A 23,076-nucleotide genomic window follows, 5' to 3' on the forward strand; every position below is an offset into this window, starting at 1 on the left:
GGGGTGGCCAGCTCTGCCCACCCTGGTCAGGGAGTGCGCTTCCGGGCTAGCGTCCGTCCATGGCAGCTGCTTCCGACCTCGCCTTCGACCCGTGGGACCCGGCGTTCCTGGCCGACCCGTACCCCGCCTACGCGCGGCTGCGCGCCCGGGGCCGCGTGCACCACTTCGAGCGCACGGACCAGTGGCTGGTCCCGCACCACGCGGACGTCTCGGCGTTGCTGCGCGACCGGCGCCTCGGCCGCAGCTATCAGCACCGGTTCACGCACGAGGACTTCGGGCGCACCGCGCCCGCGCCGGAGCACGAGCCGTTCCACACGCTCAACGACCACGGGATGCTGGACCTGGAGCCGCCGGACCACACGCGGATCAGGCGCCTGGTGTCGAAGGCGTTCACCCCGCGCACGGTGGAGCGGCTGAAGCCGTACGTGGAGAAGCTGGCCGGTGACCTCGTCACGGCGCTGGCGGAGGCGGGCGGCGGCGATCTGCTGACGGACGTGGCGGAGCCGCTCCCGGTCGCGGTGATCGCCGAGATGCTCGGCATCCCCGAGGCGGACCGGGCCCCGCTGCGGCCCTGGTCGGCGGACATCTGCGGGATGTACGAGCTGAACCCGTCGCCCGAGACGGCGGCCCGGGCGGTGCGGGCGTCGGTCGAGTTCTCCGCGTACCTGCGGGAGTTGATCGCCCTGCGCCGCAAGGAGCCGGGCGAGGACCTCGTCTCCGGGCTGATCGCGGCGCACGACGAGGGGGACCGGCTGACCGAGCAGGAGATGATCTCGACGGCGGTGCTGCTGCTGAACGCCGGCCACGAGGCGACGGTGAACGCCACGGTCAACGGCTGGTGGGCGCTCTTCCGCAACCCGGACCAGCTGGCCGCCCTGCGCGCCGACCACTCCCTCGTCCCCTCCGCCGTCGAGGAGCTGATGCGCTACGACACCCCGCTCCAGCTCTTCGAGCGCTGGGTCCTGGACGACATCGAGATCGACGGCACCACGATCCCGCGGGGCGCGGAGGTGGCGTTGCTCTTCGGCTCGGCCAACCACGACGAGAGGGTCTTCGCCGCGCCGGAGCGCCTGGACCTGACCCGCGGGGAGAACCCCCACATCTCCTTCAGCGCGGGCATCCACTACTGCATCGGCGCCCCCCTTGCCCGCATCGAGCTGGCGGCGTCGATGCGCGCCCTGCTGGAGAAGGCCCCCACGCTCGCCCTGTCGGCGGAGCCGCAGCGCAAGCCGAACTTCGTGATCAGGGGCCTGGAAGGGCTGAGCGTCACCGTCTGACGCGCGTCCGCCACGCCCACGGCTGGTGCGATCGGGTGACGCTGTCACGTGATCGGCCGCGTGTCGTCGCCCACTGCCCCCCGGCCCTCACCTCGGCAGGAAGGATGACCGGTGAGTGGCGGGAACGCACGCATGGGGAGCCGACCAACCTGTGAGCATCCAGAACGAACACCAGGGCGCCGCGGCAGCCGAGGACTCGTACGAGAACGAGCTGCCGGTCAGGAGCAGAAAGCCCGGGAACGTCGTGGTGAGGTGGCTGACGACCACCGATCACAAGACCATCGGCACGCTGTACCTGTCGACGTCGTTCGCGCTCTTCCTGGTCGGTGGCGTGATGGCGCTGTTCATGCGCGCCGAGCTCGCCCGTCCGGGCACGCAGATCATGTCGAACGAGCAGTACAACCAGGCGTTCACGATGCACGGCACGGTCATGCTGCTGATGTTCGCGACGCCGCTGTTCGCCGGGTTCGCGAACTGGATCATGCCGCTGCACATCGGCGCGCCGGACGTGGCGTTCCCGCGGCTGAACATGTTCGCCTACTGGCTCTACCTCTTCGGCTCGCTCATCGCGCTGGCCGGCTTCCTCACCCCCCAGGGCGCGGCCGACTTCGGCTGGTTCGCCTACTCGCCGCTGTCGGACGCGGTCCGCTCGCCGGGTGTGGGCGCCGACATGTGGATCATGGGTCTGGCCTTCTCCGGCTTCGGCACCATCCTCGGCTCGGTCAACTTCGTCACCACGATCATCTGCATGCGCGCGCCCGGCATGACGATGTTCCGCATGCCGATCTTCACCTGGACCGTGCTGCTGACCGGTGTCCTGGTCCTGCTCGCCTTCCCGGTGCTCGCGGCGGCGCTGTTCGCCCTGGAGGCGGACCGCAAGTTCGGGGCGCACATCTTCGACTCGTCGAACGGCGGAGCGCTGCTCTGGCAGCACCTCTTCTGGTTCTTCGGGCATCCGGAGGTGTACATCATCGCGCTGCCGTTCTTCGGCATCATCAGCGAGGTCGTCCCGGTCTTCTCCCGCAAGCCGATGTTCGGCTACTCGGGCCTGATCGCGGCGACCATCGCCATCGCCGGCCTGTCGATCACCGTGTGGGCGCACCACATGTACGTCACGGGTGGCGTGCTGCTGCCGTTCTTCTCCTTCATGACGTTCCTCATCGCGGTGCCGACCGGGGTGAAGTTCTTCAACTGGATCGGCACGATGTGGAGGGGATCGCTGTCCTTCGAGACCCCGATGCTGTGGGCGACCGGGTTTCTCGTGACGTTCCTCTTCGGTGGTCTGACCGGTGTCATCCTGGCCTCGCCGCCGCTGGACTTCCACGTCTCCGACTCGTACTTCGTGGTGGCGCACTTCCACTACGTCGTCTTCGGCACCGTGGTCTTCGCGATGTTCGCGGGCTTCCACTTCTGGTGGCCGAAGTGGACCGGCAAGATGCTCGACGAGCGGCTCGGCAAGATCACTTTCTGGACGCTGTTCATCGGCTTCCACGGCACCTTCCTGGTCCAGCACTGGCTGGGTGCCGAGGGCATGCCGCGCCGCTACGCCGACTACCTGGCGGTCGACGGCTTCACCGCCCTGAACACCGTCTCGACGATCGCCTCGTTCGTGCTCGGCCTGTCGATGCTCCCGTTCCTCTACAACGTCTGGCGGACGGCCAAGTACGGCAAGCCGGTCGGCGTCCAGGACCCCTGGGGCTACGGCCGTTCGCTGGAGTGGGCCACGTCCTGTCCGCCGCCGCGGCACAACTTCGTCACCCTGCCGCGGATCCGCAGCGAGTCCCCGGCGTTCGACCTGCACCACCCGGACTTTGCGATGATCGAGGCCGAGGCCCACGGGCAACGGCGCTGAGCAGCCGGGGGATCACGTGCGAGAGCCACCCGGACCGGACACAGACGGCAAGCTCGCCAACCAGGTGGAGGGATACCTGCTCTGGCAGGCCAGGGTCGCGGAAGCGGAACGGCGGGCGGATGAGTTCCTGCTTCCGCTGGAGTGGCTCACCACGTCCCAGCGCGCGGAGATCCACCAGCGCTATGTGGCCGACGCGCTGCTGCGGGCCCGGGGCGACCTGGAACGCGTCCAGGCCCGCTGCCTGTCGCTGCGGGGCGAGTACGAGCACCGGTACCGCGCTCTGCGCATGCGCTGTGTCGGCGTGACGCTGGCCGTATGGGCGGTCCTCTTCGCCGCCGCCACCCTGGTGCTCGTGGAGTGAGGCCGCCCCCATGACGCCCGGCGCGGCCCGGACGGGTCCGGGCCGCTCCGGGCGAGGGCCGGTTCAGGAACTGACCATGTCCCGGCGCCGCAGCCCGGCCAGCCCGGTCCCGACCAGCAGCGCCGCCAGCCCGGTCAGGAGCAGGACAGGGGCCCACCGCATCTCGCTGCCCGGCAGCTTGGGGAGATGGCCGAAGGGCGAGAGGTCCAGCACCGCCTGGGGGACGTCCAGTGCCGGACCGACCCAGCCGATCAGGAGCACGGCCCCGGCGACGCCCCACGCGGCGGGCGCCAGCCGCGGGGAGCACCCGTGCAGGAGCACCGTCACACCGCCGATCACCCAGATCGCGGGGAGCTGTGCCAGGCAGGCGCCGAGGACAGGGCCGAAGTCCCTGCCGTAGCCGGCCGCGAGGCCCGCGCCGGCCAGGAGCATGAGCAGCACCGAGCCGCCGAACGCCACCGCCAGATGGCCCGCCGCCCAGCGCAGGCGCCCGACCGCGTTCGCCAGCACCGGCTCCGCGCGCCCCGAGGTCTCCTCGCCGTGCAGCCGGAGCACCGACGCGACGACGTAGAGCGCGGCGACCAGGCCGAGCATCCCCACCATCGCCGCGAGGAACGCGTCCGTCAGGCCGGACTGGCCGCCCATCCGCTGGAAGATCTCGCGGGCGTTGTCGTTCTCGCCGACCAGGTCGGCCGCGCCCTCGGTCATCCCGCCGTACACGACCCCGGCGAGGAGGAAGCCGACGCTCCAGCCGAGCACACCGCCCCGCTGCAACCGCCAGGCCAGGCCCGCGGCCGTGCCGAGGCGTCCCTGTGCGGGCCCGGGCCGGCTGGGCAGGAAGCTCATGCCGACGTCGCGCCGCCCGGCGAGCCCGTACGCCACCGCCGCCTGCGCGACCGTCGCGCCGGCGAACAGCAGCAGCACCCACCACCGCTCGTGCGCGAACGGCCGCAGGTTCTCCAGCCAGCCGATCGGCGAGACCCACGTCAGCACCGAGGACCCGTCGTCCGTCGCCGAGTCGCCCGCCGCGCGCAGCACGAAGGCCGCGCCCAGCAGCCCGGCCGTCAGCCCGCGGGCCAGCCGGGCGCTCTCCGTGAACTGGGCGACGATCGCCGCCGTCGTCGCGAAGACCATGCCGACGCCCGCGATCCCGAGGCCGAGGGCCAGCGCGCCGCCCGCGCCGTGAGCCGCCAGGCCCCCCGCGACCACCAGCGCCAGCACGGCGCAGGCGACCGCCGCCGTCAGGAGGGCGGCCGTCAGCGGGGCCCGCCGGCCGACCGCCCCGGCCGAGATCATCTCCTGCCGGCCGCTCTCCTCCTCGTCCCGGGTGTGCCGTACGACGATCAGCAGGCTCATCACCGCCGCGAGCGCGCCCGCGTACACCCCGACGCGCCACGCGGTCAGCGCGCCGAGGGAGTCGCCGAAGACCGGGCCGACCATGGCGCGCAGCGAGGCGTTGGTCGCCATCTGCCCCAGCAGGTCGGCGCGTTCGGCGGCGGTGCCGTACAGGCCCCTCAGTGTGCTCGGCATGGACAGCACCATCAGGGCGTTCACGCCGACCCAGATCGGGACCATGGCCCGGTCGCGGCGCAGCGCGAAGCGCAACAGGGTGCCGGTTCCGGCGAGTTGACGGGATCCGGTGCCCCGTGCGGCGAAGGTCGTGGCGGTCATCGCGCGGCCACCTCGTCCGCCGCGCCCCGCGTGCCCTCCCCGTCCGTCCCGCCCGTCCGGCCCGTCCCGCCGGTCTCCTCCTGGTAGTGCCGCAGGAACAGCTCCTCCAGGGTGGGCGGCGTCGAGGTCAGGGACCGCACGCCGGTGGCGCTGAGGGACTTGAGGACGTCGTTCAGCTTGTCGGTGTCGACCTGGAGCCGGACGCGGTGGCCCTGGACGTCGAGGTCGTGCACGCCGGGCAGGCGGGTCAGCCCGTCGGGCGGCCCGGCCAGCTCGGCGGTCACACTGGTGCGGGTCAGATGGCGCAGGTCGGCGAGCGAACCCGTCTCCACCGTGCGGCCCTTGCGGATGATGCTGACGCGGTCGCACAACTCCTCGACCTCGCTGAGGATGTGGGAGGACAGCAGGATCGTCCGCCCTCGCTCCCGCTCCTCGGCGACGCACCGCTGGAAGACCTCCTCCATCAGCGGGTCGAGTCCCGAGGTCGGTTCGTCGAGGATCAGCAGGTCGACGTCCGAGGCGAAGGCGGCGACGAGGGCGACCTTCTGCCGGTTGCCCTTGGAGTAGGTGCGTCCCTTCTTGGTCGGGTCGAGCTCGAACCGCTCGACCAGTTCGGCGCGGCGCCGCTTGTCGAGGCCGCCGCGCAGGCGGCCGTAGAGGTCGATGACCTCGCCGCCGGAGAGGTTGCGCCACAGGGTGACGTCGCCGGGGACGTAGGCGATGCGGCGGTGCAGTGCGACGGCGTCCGCCCAGGGGTCGCGGCCGAGCAGCTGGGCGGCGCCGGAGTCGGCGCGCAGCAGGCCGAGCAGGACGCGGATGGTCGTGGACTTGCCGGAGCCGTTCGGGCCGAGGAAGCCGTGTACCTCACCGGACTCGACGTCCAGGTCGAGGCCGTCGAGCGCATGGGTCCGGCCGAACGACTTGTGCAGGCCGGAGACGGTGATTGCCTTGGTCATGATTCAGAACGTACGCTTCCTTCAGAAATTTGTGAAGTTAAGGAAGCGTATAAATCGTCGGTACACTCGAGGGTGGGCGCTGAGCAGGGGAGATGATGCAGCGATGACGGAACCGAGCCAGAGCGCGGAAGCGGGCGCGGCGGAGCGGCGGGACCCCGCGACCGTCTCCCGTTTCGTCGAGCACTTCGCGGCGCAGCTCGTGGAGGCCGGCATGCCGAGGATGCCCTCGCGCGTCTTCGCCGCCCTGCTCGCCGCCGACGCCGGATCCCTGACCTCCGCCGAACTCGGCGACCAGCTGCAGATCTCACCGGCCGCGGTCTCCGGAGCGGTGCGCTACCTCGCCCAGGTCCACATGGTCTCGCGCGAGCGGGAGCCCGGTTCGCGCCGGGAGCGGTACCGGGTGCACGGCGACCAGTGGTACGAGGCGCTCACCAACCGCGAGGCGGTGCTCAAGCGCTGGGAGGACGCCCTGCGCGACGGCGTGGACACCCTCGGCGCCGACACGCCCGCGGGCCGCCGGCTCGCGGAGACCCTCGCCTTCTTCGAGTACCTCGAGGGTGAGCTGGACGCGCTCATGGAACGCTGGCGGGCGCACCGGGAGGAGCTCTTCGGGCGGCGCTGACCTCGCCTCCCGCTCACCTCCCGGGCAGCGTCAGCCCCCAGGCCCCCTCGCGCACCCGCCACGTCCTGGTCCGCACCGGTCCGCTCACGCCCGCGTCCGAGCGGTAGCGGAAGTCCGCCCCCGACACGGTCACGGTCCGCCCCTCCGCCCGCAGCGGGGTGGCCTCCGCGCCGAGCGACAGCGGGCGCACCTCGATCTCCGCGGCGCCGGAGCCGTCCGGGGCGAGCGAGACGGCCTCGACCGGCTGGTCCAGATCGACCAGCGTCACCCCGTCGACCTCGACCCGCAGCCGCGCCGGTCCGGGCGGGGGCACCGAAGGCGAGCGCACCGGGCGGGCCGCCACGAGGGTGCGTACGAGGGACTGGCAGGTCCGCAGCCAGGGCGTCCGCGCCGGGACGGCGCCGCCCTCGCCGAGCGGCACCGGCGGGATCCGCAGCGCCCCCAGCACCACCCCGTCGCTGTCGTCGACGAGCAGGTCCAGGCGTCGTTCGGCCCCCTCCAGCACGGCCCGTGCCGCCGACACCGTGCTCACCGGCACCCCCAGGGCCGTGGCGAGACCGAGGGCGGGTCCGACGGGGACGAGCGACAGCACGCTTCCGGCCAGCTCCCGCTGCCGGTGCAACAGGGCCACCGTGCGCACCAGGGCGCGGTCGTCACCGATCACCACCGGCCGCCGGGAGCCCCGGCGGGCCAGCGCGCGGGCGAACTCCTCCGGGCCGTCCGGCAGGCACACCTTGGCCGACGCACCCGCGCTGAGCACGTCTTTCGCGATGCGGACGGCCTCTCCGTCGGTCCTCCGAGCGACCGAATCGATGATCACCAGCAGCTGATCGGACGTCGGAGAAGTCGCCACCTCGGTCATGCCTCGCTTCCTCGGGTAGCATCTTTGTGCAAGAGCCCCTTGCGCTATTGCGCCAGGGGCTTCGTCTATTCCGGGGCATCCGGTCCGACGGTCGCGGCCAACGACGGCCGCGGGGCACGCGGCGGCACGACCCACCGCGTTCGCCCCTGACGTTGGACATGCCCCGCCCGGAAGGGGTGTACGCGCGTGCCCGCACTTGTGCTGCTCGGTGCTCAGTGGGGTGACGAAGGCAAGGGAAAGGCGACGGACCTGCTAGGCGGTTCGGTCGACTACGTGGTGCGTTACCAGGGCGGCAACAACGCCGGTCACACGGTCGTCGTCGGCGACCAGAAGTACGCACTGCACCTCCTCCCTTCCGGAATCCTGTCCCCCGGCTGTACGCCGGTCATCGGCAACGGCGTCGTCGTCGACCCGTCTGTCCTGCTCTCCGAGCTGAGCGGACTGAACGAGCGTGGCGTCGACACGTCCAAGCTCCTGATCAGCGGTAACGCGCATGTGATCACGCCGTACAACGTGACGGTCGACAAGGTGACGGAACGCTTCCTCGGAAAGCGCAAGATCGGCACGACGGGCCGCGGCATCGGCCCGACGTACGCGGACAAGATCAACCGCGTCGGCATCCGGGTCCAGGACCTGTACGACGAGTCGATCCTCACCCAGAAGGTGGAGGCGGCGCTCGACGTCAAGAACCAGATCCTCACCAAGCTCTACAACCGCCGTGCGATCGCCGTCGGCCAGGTCGTCGAGGAACTGCTCGGTTACGCGGACAAGCTCGCGCCGTACGTCGCCGACACCGTCCTGGTCCTGAACCAGGCCCTGGAGGACGACAAGGTCGTCCTGTTCGAGGGCGGCCAGGGCACCCTCCTGGACATCGACCACGGCACGTACCCCTTCGTGACGTCGTCGAACCCGACGGCAGGCGGTGCCTGCACGGGCGCCGGCGTCGGCCCCACGAAGATCAGCCGTGTCATCGGCATCCTCAAGGCCTACACGACCCGCGTCGGCGCGGGCCCGTTCCCGACGGAGCTCTTCGACGAGGACGGCGAGGCGCTGCGCCGCATCGGGGGCGAGCGTGGCGTGACCACCGGCCGGGACCGCCGCTGCGGCTGGTTCGACGCGGTGATCGCCCGCTACGCGACCCGGGTGAACGGTCTGACGGACTTCTTCCTCACCAAGCTCGACGTGCTCACCGGCTGGGAGCAGATCCCGGTCTGCGTGGCCTACGAGATCGACGGCCGGCGCGTCGAGGAGCTGCCGTACTCGCAGACGGACTTCCACCACGCGAAGCCGGTCTACGAGATGCTGCCCGGCTGGTCCGAGGACATCAGCAAGGCCAAGACCTTCGGCGACCTGCCGAAGAACGCGCAGGCCTACGTCAAGGCGCTGGAGGAGATGTCCGGCGCCCCGATCTCCGCGATCGGCGTCGGCCCGGGCCGGGACGAGACGATCGAGATCAACTCGTTCCTCTAGCCCGCCGTCCGCTGGTCGACCCCGCCCGCCCGTCGTTACGCCCTCCGGGTGCGTCCGGCGGGCGTGCGGCGTGCGGGGGCGGTCCAATCGGCGTATGAGCAACCACGGAAGCGCGCTGTGCCGTGGCCCGTACGGCGGGGAGGGCGGCGACGCGGCGGGGTCGGAGTGCGCGGACCCCGCCGTCTTCGAGGTCGGGCGGCATCACCGGGCGCCCCTGCGGGTGTGCCCGGTGCACCTCGGGCCGTCCCTGCTGATGGCCTCCCAGGTGCTGTGGCCGCCCGTGATCACGCTGGTCGGCCGGGCCTGACCGGGTCGCGTGACGCGGGTGCCCCTCAGCTGAAGACGATCATCGAACCCTGCGCCAGGCTCCGTGTCGTCGCCGCGTGCAGGCCGAGCCAGACGTGGCGCTCGCGGGCGAACGGGCTCGGGTCGTACGGGGCGGGAACGGCGGGCTCCTCCAACTCCGTGGGAGCCGAAGGAGGTTGGGGAGCGGCCGGCGGGTTGGCCGGGTCGATGCCGATCGACGGGGCCACGAGCTCCAGCTCGCGCAGCAGCGCCTGCGAGGAGCCCAGCGGGCCGCCGCCCGCGAGGAGTTCGTCGTCCGCGAGCGGGTGCGGGAAGTCGACGGGGACGTAGGCGCCCGCGTGGTCGTAGTGCCAGACCAGGTGGGACTGCTGGGCCGTGGTCTCGAACATCTCCAGGAGCTGCTCGTAGTCGCCGCCCAGGTCGTCGACCGGCGCCACCGGCAGGCCGCACACCTGAAGAAGGTAGGCGCGGCGCAGGAAGTGCAGCGCGTCGTAGTCGAAGCCGGCCACCGGGGCGACCTCGCCGGACAGGCCCGGCATGTACTGGTACACCGGCACCGGCGGCAGCCCGGCCTCGGCGAGCACCTTGTTGTATTGCGCGAGTTCCTCGGCGAACGGGTTGTCGGGCGTGTGGCACAACACGTCGACGAGCGGTACCAGCCACAGGTCACAGGCCAAAAGAGGGCTCCTCATCACGCAGGCGGCGCGGGGTGTCGTCACGGGCAGCGCATGGCACGTCGGTCGAAGAAGAGTAATCCGTGCACTGCCGGGTGGGGCCCCGTGTGCAGGTCCCATACCCACGTCAGCCGTTGGCCAGCCGCTCGACGAGAGCCAGCGCGTGCGCGTTGTGCGCGGCGACGAGGGAGCGTGCGGCGTCGATGTCGCGCCGGGAGAGCGCGTCGATCAGCTCGGTGTGGTCGGCCCACAGCCGGCCGCGCAGATCGGGCAGCCGGCGCAGATGCTGCACGGCGCACACCCAGGACTGCACGCGCAGCCGGTGCAGGAAGTCCACCAGGTAGGGGTTGCCGAACAGGCTGCCCAACTCCCGCCAGAAGCGCAGGTCGTAGCCGATCAGCACGGTGAGGTCACCGGCGGCCGCGGCGCGCTGTGCCTCGTCGCCGCGCCGCCGTACGCCCGCGAGCGCGGCCGCCGTATAGGGGTCGCCGGGGTCCTGGAAGCGCGGCGGGCCGCCGAGGCCCTTCTCCAGGGCGTGGAACATGCCGTCTATGACCAGGCTGCGCGCCTCGACCAGCCCGCGGAAGTCGGCGTAGGAGTACTCGCGTACCCGGAAGCCGCGGTGCTGGAGCGCGTCGAGCAGGCCCTGCGCGGACAGGTCGACCAGCGCCTCGCGGACCGGTGTCGCGGAGACCCCGTACTGGTCGGCGATCTCCTTGACCGTGAACTCCTGTCCCGGCTGGAGCCGCCCGGCGAGCACCTCGTCGCGTAGCGCGTCCGCGATCTGCTGCCGCAGGGTGCTGCGGGTCACGGCGCCGTTGCCGGGCATGGTCGGACGGTCTCCTCGTCACGTACGGGTGGCGTGCTCGTGGTACGGGCCCACGAGCACGCCACCATACGCGCTCGGATGCCGGGAGGTGGTTACTCGGTGTGCTCGTCGGCCACCGACAGGGCCGCGTCCAGCGCCGCCAGCCCCTCCTTCAGTTCGGCCTCGGTCACGTTGCACGGCGGCACGACGTGGGTGCGGTTCATGTTCACGAACGGCCACACCCCGCCCGCCTTGGCCGCCGCCGCGAACGCGGCCATCGGCGCGTTGGCCTCACCGGTCGCGTTGTACGGCACCAGCGGCTCGCGGGTCTCCTTGTTCCGCACCAGTTCCAGGGCCCAGAACATGCCGGTGCCGCGCACCTCGCCCACGCTGGGGTGCCGCTCGGCCAGGTCTCGCAGCGCCGGGCCGACGACGTCGGCGCCGAGCCGCGCCGCGTTCTCGACGACGCCCTCCTCGGCCATCACGTTGATCGTGGCGACGGCCGCGGCGCAGGCGAGAGGGTGGCCGGAGTAGGTCAGTCCGCCCGGGTAGGGCCGCTTGCCGAAGGTCGCGGCGATCTCCGCGGAGATGGCGACGCCGCCGAGCGGCACGTAGCCGGAGTTCACGCCCTTGGCGAAGGTCATCAGGTCCGGCACGACGCCGCAGAGGTCCGCCGCGAACCACTCACCGGTGCGCCCGAAGCCCGCCATCACCTCGTCGAGGACGAAGACGATGCCGTACTTGTCGCAGAGCGCGCGGACGCCCGCCAGGTATCCGGGCGGCGGCACCATGATCCCCGCGGTGCCCGGGATCGTCTCCAGGACGATCGCGGCGATCGTCGCCGGGCCCTCGAAGGCGATCGTGGTCTCCAGGTGCTCCAGCGCCCGGGCGCACTCCTGCTCCTCGGTCTCGGCGTAGAAGCGCGAGCGGTACAGGAAGGGCGCCCAGAAGCGCACGACGCCGGAGGTGCCGCTGTCGTTGGCCCAGCGGCGCGGATCGCCGGTGATGTTCACGGCCTGCTGGGTGCCGCCGTGGTACGAGCGGTACGCCGAGAGCACCTTCGGCCGGCCGGTGTGCAGCCGCGCCATCCGCACCGCGTGCTCGACGGCGTCGGCGCCGCCGTTGGTGAAGAAGATCTTGTCGAGGTCGCCGGGCGTGCGCTCGGCTATCAGGCGGGCGGCCTCGGAGCGGGCCTCGACGGCGAAGGCGGGCGCGAAGGTGGACAGGGTCGCGGCCTGTTCCTGGATCGCGGCGACGACCTTCGGGTGCTGGTAGCCGATGTTGGTGTAGACGAGCCCGCTGGTGAAGTCCAGGTAGCGGTTGCCGTCGAAGTCCCAGAAGTACGACCCCTCCGCACCGGCGACGGCGAGCGGGTCGATGAGCTCCTGCGCGGACCAGGAGTGGAACACGTGCGCGCGGTCCGCGGCCTTCACGGCGGCGCCGGTGGCGGGAGTGGGCTGAGGGGTCATGCCGCCGAGGGTAAATGTCCGGGATGCGGACGCGACATCGGCGTCCTGTCTGCGGTCTCGCCCAATCCGCGACAGATTGTCGACGGTAGTGGCGCAGGACGTGGGAGATGTCGCGCTCGTGCGGACCGGACTCATTGACAGGATGCTGTCATGAATGACAGTATCCTGTCATAGCCCAGCGCCGCACGACCCGAGGAGGAGCCATGAACAGCAGCCGCAAGCCCGTCCACCTGGCCGTGTACGACACCCTCGCCGACTGGGAGACCGGTCACGCCACGGCGTATCTCGCTCGCGCCGGCCACGAGATCCGCACCGTCGCCCTCACCACCGGCCCGGTCACCACTCTCGGCGGGCTGCGCGTCCGGCCCGACCTCGCCCTGGACGACGTGCGGCCCGAGGACAGCTCGCTGCTGATCCTCCCGGGCGCCGACCTCTGGGACACCGGGGACGACCTCGCCCCCTTCGCCCGCACGGCGCGGGCCTTCCTGGCCGCCGGGGTGCCCGTGGCCGCGATCTGCGGGGCCACCGCCGGACTCGCCCGCGAGGGCCTGCTCGACGACCGGGACCACACCAGCGCGATCTCCTTCTACCTGGCCGCGACCGGCTACCGGGGCGGCGACCGGTACGTCGACGCCGACGCGGTCACCGACCGCGGTCTGATCACCGCGGGGCCGACCGAGCCGGTCGCCTTCGCACGGGAGGTCCTCGGGCTGCTCGGGGTGTACGAGGGGGAGGTGCTGGACGCCTGGTACCGGCTGTTCCACGACTCCGACGCCGAGGCCTACGCCGTCCTCGAACAGGCGGGGACGCGGTGAGCCGACGGCGGCAGGATCTGCTCAGCCGGGGCGCGCTCGGCGTCTTCCGGCTGAGCGGCCAGTTCCTCGCGGTCGCGGAGGAACTGGCCGGCCCGGCCGGACTGACGGCGGCCCGGTGGCAGGTGCTGGGCGCGGTGCTGCCCGAGCCGCTGCCCGTCGCCGGGATCGCCCGGGCCATGGGCATCACCCGGCAGAGCGTCCAGCGCGTCGCCGACCTGCTGGTCGAAGGGGGCCTGGCCGAGTACCGCCCCAACCCCGCCCATCGCCGCGCCAAGCTCCTCGCCCCCACCGCGGCGGGCGTCGCGGCGGTGCGCCGCATCGACCCCGGGCACGCGGAGTTCGCGGACCGGCTGGCCCGGGCGCTGGGGGAGGAGGAGTTCGAGGAGACGGTACGGGTGCTGGAGCGGCTGTCACGGGTCCTCGACGAAGTGGGGATGCCGACGGCCGACGCCGGACCGGCACCGGATCCCGCACCCTGACCACCGTCGGAACCGCGTCGGAACCGCGTCGGAACCGCACCGGAACCGCACCGGAACCGGTCACGGAACCCGTTACGGAACCGTGGAAAGCGGACCCGCCGTCTCCCTGTGTCGCCGCATTATTCTTCGGTCAACGCACAGGGGTGGATGGGGGGAGGGGTTCTCCGTGGACGGACTGGAGCCTGGGGATCCACCGCGGATCGGTGCCTACCGGCTGCTGGCGCGGCTCGGTGCCGGCGGTATGGGGCGGGTGTATCTGGCGCGTTCGGACCGGGGGCGGACCGTCGCGGTCAAGCTGGTGCGCGGTGAGCTCGCCGCGCAGGAGGAGTTCCGCGCGAGGTTCCGCCAGGAGGTGCGGGCGGCGCGGCAGGTCGGCGGTCACTGGACGGCGCCGGTGCTCGACGCCGACACCGAGGCGGCCGTGCCGTGGGTGGCCACCGGCTATGTCGCGGGCCCGAGCCTTCAGCAGGTCGTCGGGCGGGACCACGGGGCGCTGCCCGAGCGTTCGGTGCGGATCATGGCGGCGGGGCTCGCGCACGCGCTCCAGGACATCCACGCCACCGGGATCGTGCACCGGGACCTCAAGCCGTCCAACGTGCTCGTCACCATCGACGGCCCCCGGGTCATCGACTTCGGGATCGCGCGGGCGATGGAGACCGTGACCGACGGCGGACTGACCCGGACCGGCGCGCTCGTCGGCTCGCCCGGCTTCATGGCGCCCGAGCAGGTGCGCGGCGACCGCGTCACACCGGCCTGCGACGTGTTCTGCCTCGGCTCCGTCCTCGCCTACGCGGCCACCGGCCACCTCCCCTTCGGCGGCACCGACAGCGGGGTGCACGCCCTGATGTTCCGTATCGCCCAGGAGGAGCCCGACCTGGACGGCGTGCCCGAGGGACTCGCCGACCTGGTACGCCACTGCCTGCGCAAGGAGCCGGAGGCCCGGCCCTCGTTGGACGACGTCCTGCGCCGCACGGGCGCGGAGGACACCGTGGCGGACGGGCGCTCCCGTGACCCCTGGCTGCCGGGCGCGCTGGTCGCCCAACTCGGGCGGCACGCGGTGCAGTTGCTGGATTCGGAGGACCCGGAGGCGGCCGACGGCGCGGACGCCGACCGGGGCGCCTCACCCGAGCACGCGCCCGCCGCCGACGAGGCGGCGCCGGCGGCCACGGCGCAGGACGCGGGACCGCGGTCGCCTGACCGGCCGCCCACGCAGGCCGCCGCCCAGGGCGCCGCGCCGACGGCTCCGCCGCACCCTGCGTACGGCTATCCGCAGCAGGGGCAGGGCCACCCCCAGCAGCCCCAGGGCCCGGGCTCGGCATCGGCCGCGGGGCCGCCACCGCCGTACGTCCCGGTGTACGGCCCGCAGAACGGCGGTGCGCCGGCCGGACCGTACGCGGGCGCCCCGCACCACGCGGGCCCCTACGGCAACGACGGCCTGCCGAACGGCCCTTACGGCAACGGCAGTCATCCGCACGGCCCCTACGGCAACGGTGGTCATCCGAACGGCCCCTACGGCGGGGGTCCCGGCACCACCCCGGCCTACGGCACCGAGCCCGCCGGCACCCCCGAGGAGTCCCGCCGAAGCGGCCGCACCACCGTCGCGCTGGTCGCGATGGCCGTGGTCGTCGCGCTCGCCGCCGGCGGGACGGTGTACGCGCTGATGGACGGCAGCGAGGGCACGCAGGCCGATCCCACCGCCACCGCCACCGCGCCCGTCACCTCCTCCGGCACGACGGGCCCCGAGCCGTCCACGCCCGAGCCCTCGTCCCCGGCCCCCTCCACGCCCGCCGACGGGGGGATACCCACCGGCTACCTCGGCACCTGGACGACCACCATCGACAACGCGAGCGGACAGCACACCCGGCAACTGACCCTCCAGCAGGGCGAGGTCGGCGACACCGTCCTGTCCCTCGTGGCGGACGGCCCCGCCGAGGGCGGCAGCTACCACTGCGTGTTCCAGGCGGAGTTGGCGGAGCGGCCGGGCACCGACGGCCCCGTGCGGGTCGGCCCGTCCACGGTCACGGTCGGGGAACCGCCCTCCGCCTGCACACCGGGCGCGGCCACCGAGATCACCCTCCAGCCGGACGGCACCCTCCGGCGCGTGAACGGGAGCACCGGGGAGACGCTGACGTACCGGCGCGGGTGACGGGCGCCGGGGTGCGGGAGAAGTCCCCAGCTCCGTAGGCAAGTTGAACGCCCGGCGAACATTGCCGGGAGGCCCCTGACGTGCGGTTCGGACAGACGTACGGTGACCCCACCATCTGAGTTCCGGGAGTGGCGGGGGAAGACCAGTGGTGAACGTCGAGAACGTCATCGCCATCGGCACGTCCGTCCTCGGCCTCCTCGTGCCGATCGTGATGTTCCTCTACGACCGCCGGGTGCCGCGCCGCAAGCTGATCGGCTACCGCGTGCAGATGGACAGCCCCATAGGCGACGGCTCGTCCAACCCCCGCCTCGGCGACTTCGACGTGCCCAACATGGCCGACGCCTCGCTCGTGCTGCTGCGCATCGAGAACGACGGCTCCCAGAGCGTCGCCGACAACGACTACACCTCGTCCGAGGTCCACGGCCTGACCGCCGAGTTCACGGGACGCACGGTCCAGGCCGTCTCGGTGACCCAGCCGTCCGGCATCGACCACATCAACAGCCATTTCACGAACGCCAACGGCTTCGAGCACGTCGGCAGCACCGTGACCATTCCCCGGGTCCCGCTGAACCCGGGCGACCACTTCAAGCTCCTCGTGCTGCTCTCGGGCGGGTCGGCGGAAGGGGAGGTCCGGCTGATCGGGGGCCTGCGGGACGGCAAGGTCCACCGCAACAGCGCCCCCAAGCCGGACGAGAAGCAGCGCACGTTCAGTCCCCCGGCCCGGCTGCTCAGCGCGACGCTCACCCTCGCCCTGATCCTCCTCGCCGGCATCATCGTGCTGCGCGACGGCAACCCGATCGAGTGCGAGCAGGGCGAACTGCGGGTGACGGGCTCGACCGCCTTCGAGCCCGTCGTCAGCACGCTCGCCAAGCAGTACGAGAACAAGTGCGAGGGCGCCGACATCGCCGTCGAGGCGCGCGGCAGCGAGAACGGCGTCGCGGCGCTCGCCGAGCTGGCCGGGCAGTCCGAGAACGCCGCCCGGTCGGTGATCGCCTTCTCCGACGGCCCGATGGGTGAGCGCTGGAACCTGACGGGGGAGCGGGTCGCGCTCTCCGTGTTCACCCTCGTCGTCCACAAGGACGTCGAACTCGGCGCGCACGGACTGTCCCTGGAGGAGGTGCGGGACATCTACGCCGGCCGCTACCAGCGTTGGGGGCAGGTCGTCCCCGGTGTGAAGGAGATCGCGGACCTGCCGATCGTCCTGGTCAGCCGGGGCGACGAGTCGGGAACGCGGCAGATCTTCCAGGACCGGGTGCTGCGCGGCTGGGAGCAGGCGCCGAGCACGTCCCTGGACTGCCGGCCGCCCGCGCGGGCCGGCGACACCGTCACGCGCTGCGAACTCGGCTCGACCCGGGCCGTGCTGGACAAGGTCGCCGAACAGCCCGGCGCCATCGGCTACAGCGAACTCAGCCTCGCCAGGGAGCGGGGCGACGACGTCAACAGGGTGCCCCTGGGCGGCGACCGGCCCGACGACCGGCAGATCGAGCTGGGCGGCAGCCGCTACCCGTACAAGGACGTCGAGTACGCCTACACCTACGACACGCCCCGTCCCGGCTCCCTCGCCGCCAGCTTCCTCGCCTACGTCGACGAGTTCACCAGCCAGGACGTCATCCGGGACAAGGGCCACCTGCCGTGCCTGCGCGACCCGTCCCTGTGCGGGTGAGCCTCGCTGCTTCGGGGCCGGCACGTCCGGGCGCCGGCCGCCCGGCCTCTGCGGCGGTCGGGTGCTCGGTGCCGCGGCGGGGTGCGGCGAGTGCCTCCTCGCGCGGGTTTCACGGGTTCCAGGGCCGCGCGTCCGGGCACGCGGGTGGTCGAATCCCGCGGCGAGGTGCCCGCAGGTTGCAAGCGGGGCTCCTGAATTGCGCGGCGGCGCGGCCCGGCTCGGGGCAGATGGCCGTACGTGACGGTGACGGTGGCGGAGGCCGGGGGTGTGGCGGTCAGCGGGGCTCGGGCGGGCGTTGGCGGGGCATGTTGGGGCGGGCGCCCGCTCCCGGGGGCAACGGGAACCTGCCGTGCCCGCCCGTTCCCTCGGGCCGGCCCCCCGAGGCCAGGGCCGACTGGATACCGAGCGCCGGCCCGGAGCGGAACTCGCCCATCCAGTCCGTCGTCTCCGTGCGCACCAGCTCCGTGACGTCCTCCGAGAACCTCCGCAGCACCCCCAGGCACCGCTCGGCCGCCTCACCCGCCGTCCCCTCGGTGGGCCCCAGCACCTCCCGCACGCTCTCCGCGGCCCAGTCGAACTGCAAGGCCTGCAACCTGCGTTGCACGGCCTGCGCGGTCGCCACGTCCCGCATCCACCCGGACGTCACCCCGAAGTACCGGTCCACCGCCACGCAGGACACCCCGAGCAGCAGCGCCAGATACCCCCAGGGCGCCACCCCGCCCACCACGCCGGTCAGGTCGAGGAACGGCAGCGCGGCCCCGGTCACGGCCCCCACCGCCGCCCCGCACCGCAGCACCCGGGCCTGCCGCCGCTTCCAGACCCGGTCGGCCAGGTACCAGGCCGCCGTGTCCAGGGCCCCGCGCTCCACCCAGCGGTACAGCTCGTCCAGGCGCAGGGCGGGCTCCGCCCAGTCCCCGAGGGGGAACGACCGCCCGACCAGATCGCCCGGCCGCAGCCCGGCCGCACCCTCGCCCCGCCCGTCCTGAGGCGGACCCTCGGGCTGCATCTCCGGCTGACCCACCCGGCACTCCCTATCGACCACAACTGATCACGGTGCGTGACACATCGTGACAGCGCGCGCGTCGCCACGACATCCCGCCTGATGGTGACGCCGATGCGCCGTGACCCTTCCTACCGCCCAATGGGTGGCGGAGGGCCTGCTTTCCCCTGTTTTCCGCCCGGAAGTGGGCCTTGATCAGGTATAGGAAATGCAGTCCTCTCACTCGAAAGAGTGCTGGGGCGACGGCCGCGTGGACCACGTAGGCTCGTGCTGAGCGGGAAAACCCCGTGCTCGTGAGCCCCGGAAGAGGAGCTGATCGTGATCCCCGGTGGTGGCCAGCCCAACATGCAGCAGCTGCTGCAGCAGGCCCAGAAGATGCAGCAGGACCTGGCGAATGCGCAGGAGGAACTGGCCCGGACCGAGGTCGACGGACAGGCGGGCGGCGGTCTGGTGCAGGCCACGGTGACCGGCGCCGGTGAGCTGCGCGCCCTGCGGATCGACCCGAAGGCGGTGGACCCGGAGGACACCGAGACCCTCGCCGACCTGATCGTGGCGGCCGTGCACGCGGCCAACGAGAACGCCCAGACCCTTCAGCAGCAGAAGCTGGGCCCGCTGGCCCAGGGACTCGGCGGCGGTGGCATTCCCGGACTGCCCTTCTAAGACGGGCCGCGGGAAACTACCGTACGTACGAACAACATTGAGAGGGGCGGCAGTCCGTGTACGAAGGCGTGGTCCAGGACCTCATCGACGAACTGGGGCGGCTTCCCGGCGTCGGTCCCAAGAGTGCCCAGCGGATCGCCTTCCATGTGCTGCAGGCCGAGCCGACGGACGTCCGCCGGCTCGCGCACGCCCTCCTGGAGGTCAAGGCGAAGGTCCGCTTCTGCGCCATCTGCGGGAACGTCGCGCAGGAGGAGCTGTGCGGGATCTGCCGCGACAGCCGCCGCGACCTGGCGGTGATCTGTGTGGTCGAGGAGCCCAAGGACGTCGTCGCCATCGAGCGCACCCGTGAGTTCCGCGGCCGGTACCACGTGCTCGGCGGCGCCATCAGCCCCATCGAGGGCGTCGGCCCGGACGACTTGCGGATACGAGAACTGCTGGCCCGCCTGGCCGACGGCACGGTGACCGAGCTGATCCTGGCCACGGACCCGAATCTCGAAGGCGAGGCCACGGCCACGTACCTCGCCCGCATGATCAAGCCCATGGGCCTGAAGGTCACCCGCCTGGCCAGCGGCCTCCCAGTGGGCGGCGACCTGGAATACGCGGACGAGGTGACCCTCGGCCGCGCCTTCGAGGGGAGACGACTCCTAGATGTCTGACGCCACGCTGCACTCCACGACGCGGGACCCGGACGACTTCGCGGTCCAGATCGCGGACCAGGTAGAGAGCTTTCTGGTAGCCGTCACCGAGGTGGCCAGGGGCGACGAGCCGGCCTCGGCCGTCCCCTTCCTCCTGCTGGAGGTCTCCCAGCTCCTGCTGGCGGGCGGCCGTCTGGGCGCGCACGAGGACATCGTCCCGGACGAGCGCTACGAGCCCGACTCCGGCCCCGAGCCCGACGTGGACGAACTCCGGGAGAACCTGGTCCGGTTGCTGGAGCCGATCGACGTCTACTCCGAGGTGTTCGACCCCTACGAGCCCCGCGAGGCCCCCGTCCCGGCCCGGATCTCCGACGACCTGGCCGACATCATCACCGACCTGCGCCACGGCATGGCCCACTACCGCGCCGGCCGCACCACGGAGGCGCTGTGGTGGTGGCAGTTCTCCTACTTCTCCAACTGGGGCCCCACGGCGTCGGCCACCCTGCGCGCCCTGCAGTCGGTCCTCATCCACGTCCGCCTCGACCAGCCCCTGGCGGAACTGGACGGCCTGGACACCGACCAGGGCCTCGGCGACGACACCCTGGAGATCGAGGCGGGCAAGGTCATGCAGCAGGAGATCGCGGGCCCGCTGGGCGTGCGGGTGAAGTAGCGCGCGGTGCTTGAAAGTTAATTCAGGACGTCCGGGAAGAGTGTTCTTTGTGATGCGGGGCACTTTTCCGAGTGGCCTCGGGCCCTTGCGGGCATGTGCCTCTCCGGAGCGGGCGGCGAGATCTCACCATGCGATATCGCGAAGGTGATTTTCGGCCGCTCGTTAGACTGAGCCGACCGCAGTGCATATGCGTATCTGTGGACTGCGGAAAACACGACGGACTGAGCGAGGAGCGCACGTGGGCCTTGTCGTGCAGAAGTACGGAGGCTCCTCCGTAGCCGATGCCGAGGGCATCAAGCGCGTCGCCAAGCGGATCGTGGAAGCCAAGAAGAACGGCCACCAGGTGGTGGCCGTGGTTTCCGCGATGGGCGACACGACGGACGAGCTGATCGATCTCGCCGAGCAGGTATCCCCGATTCCTGCCGGCCGCGAGCTCGACATGCTGCTGACGGCCGGAGAGCGGATCTCCATGGCCCTGCTGGCGATGGCGATCAAAAACCTGGGCCACTCGGCCCAGTCCTTCACCGGCAGCCAGGCAGGTGTCATCACCGACTCGGTCCACAACAAAGCCCGGATCATCGATGTCACGCCGGGCCGGATCCGGGACTCGCTGAACGAGGGCAACATCGCCATCGTGGCCGGTTTCCAGGGCGTCAGCCAGGACACCAAGGACATCACCACGCTGGGCCGCGGCGGCTCCGACACCACCGCCGTCGCGCTGGCCGCCGCGCTGGACGCCGAGGTCTGCGAGATCTACACGGACGTCGACGGTGTGTTCACCGCCGACCCGCGGGTGGTGAAGAAGGCCCGGAAGATCGACTGGATCTCCTTCGAGGACATGCTCGAACTGGCGGCGTCCGGGTCGAAGGTGCTGCTCCACCGCTGCGTGGAGTACGCGCGCCGCTACAACATCCCGATTCACGTCCGCTCCAGCTTCAGCGGTCTTCAGGGCACGTGGGTCAGCAGCGAGCCGATCGAGCAAGGGGAAGAGCACGTGGAGCAGGCCATCATCTCCGGTGTCGCGCACGACACCTCCGAGGCCAAGGTCACGGTCGTCGGCGTGCCGGACAAGCCGGGCGAGGCCGCCGCGATCTTCCGCACGATCGCCGATGCCGAGATCAACATCGACATGGTCGTGCAGAACGTGTCCGCCGCCTCCACGGGGCTGACCGACATCTCCTTCACGCTGCCGAAGACCGAGGGCCGCAAGGCCATCGACGCGCTGGAGAAGAACAAGCCGGGCATCGGCTTCGACTCGCTGCGTTACGACGACCAGATCGGCAAGATCTCGCTCGTGGGCGCCGGGATGAAGACCAACCCGGGCGTCACGGCGGCCTTCTTCGAGGCGCTCAGCGACGCCGGGGTCAACATCGAGCTGATCTCGACCTCCGAGATCCGCATCTCGGTCGTCACCCGCGCCGACGACGTCGCCGAGGCCGTGCGCGCCGTGCACACCGCCTTCGGACTCGACTCCGACAGCGACGAGGCCGTGGTCTATGGGGGCACCGGCCGATGACCGGACGACCGACGCTCGCGGTCGTGGGGGCGACCGGAGCCGTCGGCACGGTCATGCTCCAGATCCTGTCCCAGCACGCGGACATCTGGGGCGAGATCCGTCTCGTCGCCTCGCCGCGCTCGGCCGGCCGCAAGCTGGCCGTGCGCGGCGAGGAGGTCGAGGTGGTGGCCCTGTCCGAGGAGGCCTTCGACGGGGTCGACATCGCCATGTTCGACGTCCCCGACGAGGTCGCCGCGCACTGGGCGCCGCTCGCCGCCGCCAAGGGCGTGGTGGTCGTGGACAACTCCGCCGCCTTCCGGATGGACCCGGACGTGCCGCTGGTCGTGCCGGAGGTCAATCCGCACACGGTGCGCTCCCGGCCGCGCGGCATCCTCGCCAACCCGAACTGCACCACGCTGTCCATGATCGTCGCCCTGGGTGCCCTGCACGCCGAGTTCGGCCTGCGCGAGCTCGTGGTCTCGTCGTACCAGGCAGTGAGCGGCGCCGGGCGGGCGGGCGTCGAGACGCTGCGCCGGCAGCTGGCCCTGGTGGCCGGCACGGAGCTGGGGACCAACCCCGGCGACGTACGGCGGGCGGTGGGGGACAGCACCGGGCCGTTCCCGGAGCCGGTCGCGCTGAACGTCGTGCCGTGGGCGGGGTCGGTGCGGGAGGACGGCTGGTCCTCGGAGGAGATGAAGGTGCGGGACGAGTCCCGCAAGATCCTCGGCCTGCCGCGGCTGCCCGTCGCCGTCACCTGCGTGCGGGTGCCGGTGGTGACCGCGCACTCGCTGACCGTGCACGCCCGCTTCCAGGACGAGGTGACGGTGGACCGGGCGCGCGAGATCCTCGCCACCGCGCCGGGCGTGGTCCTGTGCGACGATCCGGCGGCCGGCGAGTTCCCGACCCCCGCCGACGTGGTGGGCACCGATCCGACCTGGGTCGGGCGGGTCCGGCGGGCGCTGGACGACCCGACCGCGCTGGAGCTCTTCGTGTGCGGGGACAACCTGCGCAAGGGGGCCGCGCTGAACACCGCCCAGATCGCGGAGCTGGTGGCCGCCGAGATGATGTGAGGGAAAATTGGCCCTCGCGATGTCCTGATCTATTTGTAGGATCAACGTAAGGATTTTCCTCCCCGGCCTCCGCAACCGTGCGGAGGCCGGGGAGCGTCTATGCCGTCGCCCTTCC

Annotated in this window: 22 protein-coding genes; 15 read left to right on the forward strand and 7 right to left on the reverse strand. The window is 71.8% G+C overall.

The window, feature by feature from the left end; genetic code table 11:
* The first annotated feature begins 59 nt into the window (after positions 1-59).
* The 3 genes from ACIP2X_RS21735 (at position 60) to ACIP2X_RS21745 (ending at position 3,490) form a co-directional block, all read left to right on the forward strand.
* Positions 60-1,277 (forward strand): cytochrome P450, encoded by a 1,218-nt coding sequence (locus ACIP2X_RS21735; RefSeq protein WP_401675516.1) that lies wholly within the window; start codon positions 60-62, stop codon positions 1,275-1,277.
* Between the two features lie 151 nt (positions 1,278-1,428).
* On the forward strand, positions 1,429-3,129 hold the full coding sequence (gene ctaD, locus ACIP2X_RS21740; RefSeq protein WP_401675518.1) for a cytochrome c oxidase subunit I: 1,701 nt from the start codon (positions 1,429-1,431) through the stop codon (positions 3,127-3,129).
* Positions 3,130-3,145: 16 nt separating this feature from the next.
* Positions 3,146-3,490 carry a cytochrome C oxidase subunit I gene (locus ACIP2X_RS21745; protein ID WP_401675520.1) on the forward strand — a complete coding sequence of 115 codons (345 nt, stop codon included), beginning with the start codon at positions 3,146-3,148 and terminating at the stop codon, positions 3,488-3,490.
* A gap of 63 nt (positions 3,491-3,553) precedes the next feature.
* Here ACIP2X_RS21745 and ACIP2X_RS21750 read toward each other — a convergent pair whose 3' ends face one another.
* Together ACIP2X_RS21750 and ACIP2X_RS21755 are read right to left on the reverse strand one after the other, a co-directional pair.
* A complete protein-coding gene (locus ACIP2X_RS21750; RefSeq protein ID WP_401675522.1) occupies positions 3,554-5,161 on the reverse strand; it encodes an ABC transporter permease in 1,608 nt (535 codons plus the stop codon).
* Positions 5,158-6,117 carry an ATP-binding cassette domain-containing protein gene (locus ACIP2X_RS21755; protein ID WP_401675524.1) on the reverse strand — a complete coding sequence of 320 codons (960 nt, stop codon included), beginning with the start codon at positions 6,115-6,117 and terminating at the stop codon, positions 5,158-5,160. Before ACIP2X_RS21755 ends, ACIP2X_RS21750 begins: the two co-directional genes overlap by 4 nt.
* Before the next feature lie 103 nt (positions 6,118-6,220).
* Here ACIP2X_RS21755 and ACIP2X_RS21760 point away from each other — a divergent pair, with 103 nt between their 5' ends.
* Complete coding sequence (locus tag ACIP2X_RS21760; RefSeq protein WP_401675526.1) at positions 6,221-6,739, forward strand: GbsR/MarR family transcriptional regulator; 519 nt, start codon at positions 6,221-6,223, stop codon at positions 6,737-6,739.
* Between the two features lie 13 nt (positions 6,740-6,752).
* On the opposite strand, the gene ACIP2X_RS21765 is transcribed toward ACIP2X_RS21760, so the two are convergent.
* A complete protein-coding gene (locus tag ACIP2X_RS21765) occupies positions 6,753-7,601 on the reverse strand; it encodes a diacylglycerol kinase (RefSeq protein ID WP_401675528.1) in 849 nt (282 codons plus the stop codon).
* Between the two features lie 186 nt (positions 7,602-7,787).
* Here ACIP2X_RS21765 and ACIP2X_RS21770 point away from each other — a divergent pair, with 186 nt between their 5' ends.
* Both ACIP2X_RS21770 and ACIP2X_RS21775 read left to right on the forward strand, forming a co-directional pair.
* Positions 7,788-9,071 (forward strand): adenylosuccinate synthase, encoded by a 1,284-nt coding sequence (locus tag ACIP2X_RS21770; RefSeq protein ID WP_401675530.1) that lies wholly within the window; start codon positions 7,788-7,790, stop codon positions 9,069-9,071.
* 94 nt (positions 9,072-9,165) lie between these two features.
* Complete coding sequence (locus tag ACIP2X_RS21775; protein WP_401675532.1) at positions 9,166-9,378, forward strand: hypothetical protein; 213 nt, start codon at positions 9,166-9,168, stop codon at positions 9,376-9,378.
* A gap of 25 nt (positions 9,379-9,403) precedes the next feature.
* Here ACIP2X_RS21775 and ACIP2X_RS21780 read toward each other — a convergent pair whose 3' ends face one another.
* The 3 genes from ACIP2X_RS21780 to ACIP2X_RS21790 form a co-directional block, all read right to left on the reverse strand.
* The gene (locus ACIP2X_RS21780; RefSeq protein WP_401675534.1) at positions 9,404-10,054 is read right to left on the reverse strand and encodes a hypothetical protein; all 651 of its coding nucleotides are present in this window, start codon (positions 10,052-10,054) and stop codon (positions 9,404-9,406) included.
* A gap of 124 nt (positions 10,055-10,178) precedes the next feature.
* Entirely contained in the window at positions 10,179-10,880 is a 702-nt protein-coding gene (locus tag ACIP2X_RS21785) for a GntR family transcriptional regulator (protein ID WP_401675536.1), read from the reverse strand.
* A gap of 92 nt (positions 10,881-10,972) precedes the next feature.
* Positions 10,973-12,328 (reverse strand): aspartate aminotransferase family protein, encoded by a 1,356-nt coding sequence (locus tag ACIP2X_RS21790; protein ID WP_401675538.1) that lies wholly within the window; start codon positions 12,326-12,328, stop codon positions 10,973-10,975.
* Between the two features lie 203 nt (positions 12,329-12,531).
* On the opposite strand from ACIP2X_RS21790, the gene ACIP2X_RS21795 reads away from it, so the two are divergent.
* From ACIP2X_RS21795 to ACIP2X_RS21810, 4 genes are all read left to right on the forward strand, one after another.
* Positions 12,532-13,143 carry a type 1 glutamine amidotransferase family protein gene (locus tag ACIP2X_RS21795; RefSeq protein ID WP_401675540.1) on the forward strand — a complete coding sequence of 204 codons (612 nt, stop codon included), beginning with the start codon at positions 12,532-12,534 and terminating at the stop codon, positions 13,141-13,143.
* Positions 13,140-13,622 carry a MarR family winged helix-turn-helix transcriptional regulator gene (locus ACIP2X_RS21800; protein WP_401675542.1) on the forward strand — a complete coding sequence of 161 codons (483 nt, stop codon included), beginning with the start codon at positions 13,140-13,142 and terminating at the stop codon, positions 13,620-13,622. Before ACIP2X_RS21795 ends, ACIP2X_RS21800 begins: the two co-directional genes overlap by 4 nt.
* Before the next feature lie 166 nt (positions 13,623-13,788).
* Entirely contained in the window at positions 13,789-15,768 is a 1,980-nt protein-coding gene (locus ACIP2X_RS21805; RefSeq protein ID WP_401675544.1) for a protein kinase, read from the forward strand.
* A 148-nt stretch (positions 15,769-15,916) separates the two neighbouring features.
* Positions 15,917-17,431, forward strand: a complete 1,515-nt coding sequence (locus ACIP2X_RS21810) for a substrate-binding domain-containing protein (protein ID WP_401675546.1) — start codon at positions 15,917-15,919, stop codon at positions 17,429-17,431.
* 274 nt (positions 17,432-17,705) lie between these two features.
* Here the strand turns inward: ACIP2X_RS21810 and ACIP2X_RS21815 are convergent, their stop codons facing one another.
* Positions 17,706-18,452: an SLATT domain-containing protein gene (locus ACIP2X_RS21815; RefSeq protein ID WP_401675548.1), complete on the reverse strand. Its 747-nt coding sequence runs from the start codon at positions 18,450-18,452 to the stop codon at positions 17,706-17,708.
* Between the two features lie 297 nt (positions 18,453-18,749).
* Between ACIP2X_RS21815 and ACIP2X_RS21820 the strand changes: the two genes are divergently transcribed.
* From ACIP2X_RS21820 to ACIP2X_RS21840, 5 genes are all read left to right on the forward strand, one after another.
* A complete protein-coding gene (locus ACIP2X_RS21820; RefSeq protein ID WP_401675550.1) occupies positions 18,750-19,091 on the forward strand; it encodes a YbaB/EbfC family nucleoid-associated protein in 342 nt (113 codons plus the stop codon).
* A gap of 56 nt (positions 19,092-19,147) precedes the next feature.
* Entirely contained in the window at positions 19,148-19,747 is a 600-nt protein-coding gene (gene recR, locus ACIP2X_RS21825) for a recombination mediator RecR (RefSeq protein ID WP_385379988.1), read from the forward strand.
* Entirely contained in the window at positions 19,740-20,396 is a 657-nt protein-coding gene (locus ACIP2X_RS21830; RefSeq protein ID WP_401675552.1) for a DUF5063 domain-containing protein, read from the forward strand. Before recR ends, ACIP2X_RS21830 begins: the two co-directional genes overlap by 8 nt.
* Positions 20,397-20,634: 238 nt before the next feature.
* On the forward strand, positions 20,635-21,912 hold the full coding sequence (locus ACIP2X_RS21835; protein ID WP_385379982.1) for an aspartate kinase: 1,278 nt from the start codon (positions 20,635-20,637) through the stop codon (positions 21,910-21,912).
* Positions 21,909-22,961 carry an aspartate-semialdehyde dehydrogenase gene (locus ACIP2X_RS21840; protein ID WP_401675555.1) on the forward strand — a complete coding sequence of 351 codons (1,053 nt, stop codon included), beginning with the start codon at positions 21,909-21,911 and terminating at the stop codon, positions 22,959-22,961. Before ACIP2X_RS21835 ends, ACIP2X_RS21840 begins: the two co-directional genes overlap by 4 nt.
* Positions 22,962-23,076 lie beyond the last annotated feature (115 nt).

The sequence above is a fragment of the Streptomyces sp. NPDC089424 genome, assembly GCF_044749345.1.
Classification (GTDB): domain Bacteria; phylum Actinomycetota; class Actinomycetes; order Streptomycetales; family Streptomycetaceae; genus Streptomyces.

Coding starts and splice junctions, on each gene's coding strand:
- ACIP2X_RS21750 (WP_401675522.1), bottom strand. CDS start 5,161: ATGACCGCCACGACCTTCGCCGCACGGGGCACCGGATCCCGTCAACTC.
- ACIP2X_RS21830 (WP_401675552.1), top strand. CDS start 19,740: ATGTCTGACGCCACGCTGCACTCCACGACGCGGGACCCGGACGACTTC.
- ACIP2X_RS21765 (WP_401675528.1), bottom strand. CDS start 7,601: ATGACCGAGGTGGCGACTTCTCCGACGTCCGATCAGCTGCTGGTGATC.
- ACIP2X_RS21795 (WP_401675540.1), top strand. CDS start 12,532: ATGAACAGCAGCCGCAAGCCCGTCCACCTGGCCGTGTACGACACCCTC.
- ACIP2X_RS21785 (WP_401675536.1), bottom strand. CDS start 10,880: ATGCCCGGCAACGGCGCCGTGACCCGCAGCACCCTGCGGCAGCAGATC.
- ACIP2X_RS21775 (WP_401675532.1), top strand. CDS start 9,166: ATGAGCAACCACGGAAGCGCGCTGTGCCGTGGCCCGTACGGCGGGGAG.
- ACIP2X_RS21840 (WP_401675555.1), top strand. CDS start 21,909: ATGACCGGACGACCGACGCTCGCGGTCGTGGGGGCGACCGGAGCCGTC.
- ACIP2X_RS21735 (WP_401675516.1), top strand. CDS start 60: ATGGCAGCTGCTTCCGACCTCGCCTTCGACCCGTGGGACCCGGCGTTC.
- ACIP2X_RS21760 (WP_401675526.1), top strand. CDS start 6,221: ATGACGGAACCGAGCCAGAGCGCGGAAGCGGGCGCGGCGGAGCGGCGG.
- ACIP2X_RS21755 (WP_401675524.1), bottom strand. CDS start 6,117: ATGACCAAGGCAATCACCGTCTCCGGCCTGCACAAGTCGTTCGGCCGG.
- ACIP2X_RS21790 (WP_401675538.1), bottom strand. CDS start 12,328: ATGACCCCTCAGCCCACTCCCGCCACCGGCGCCGCCGTGAAGGCCGCG.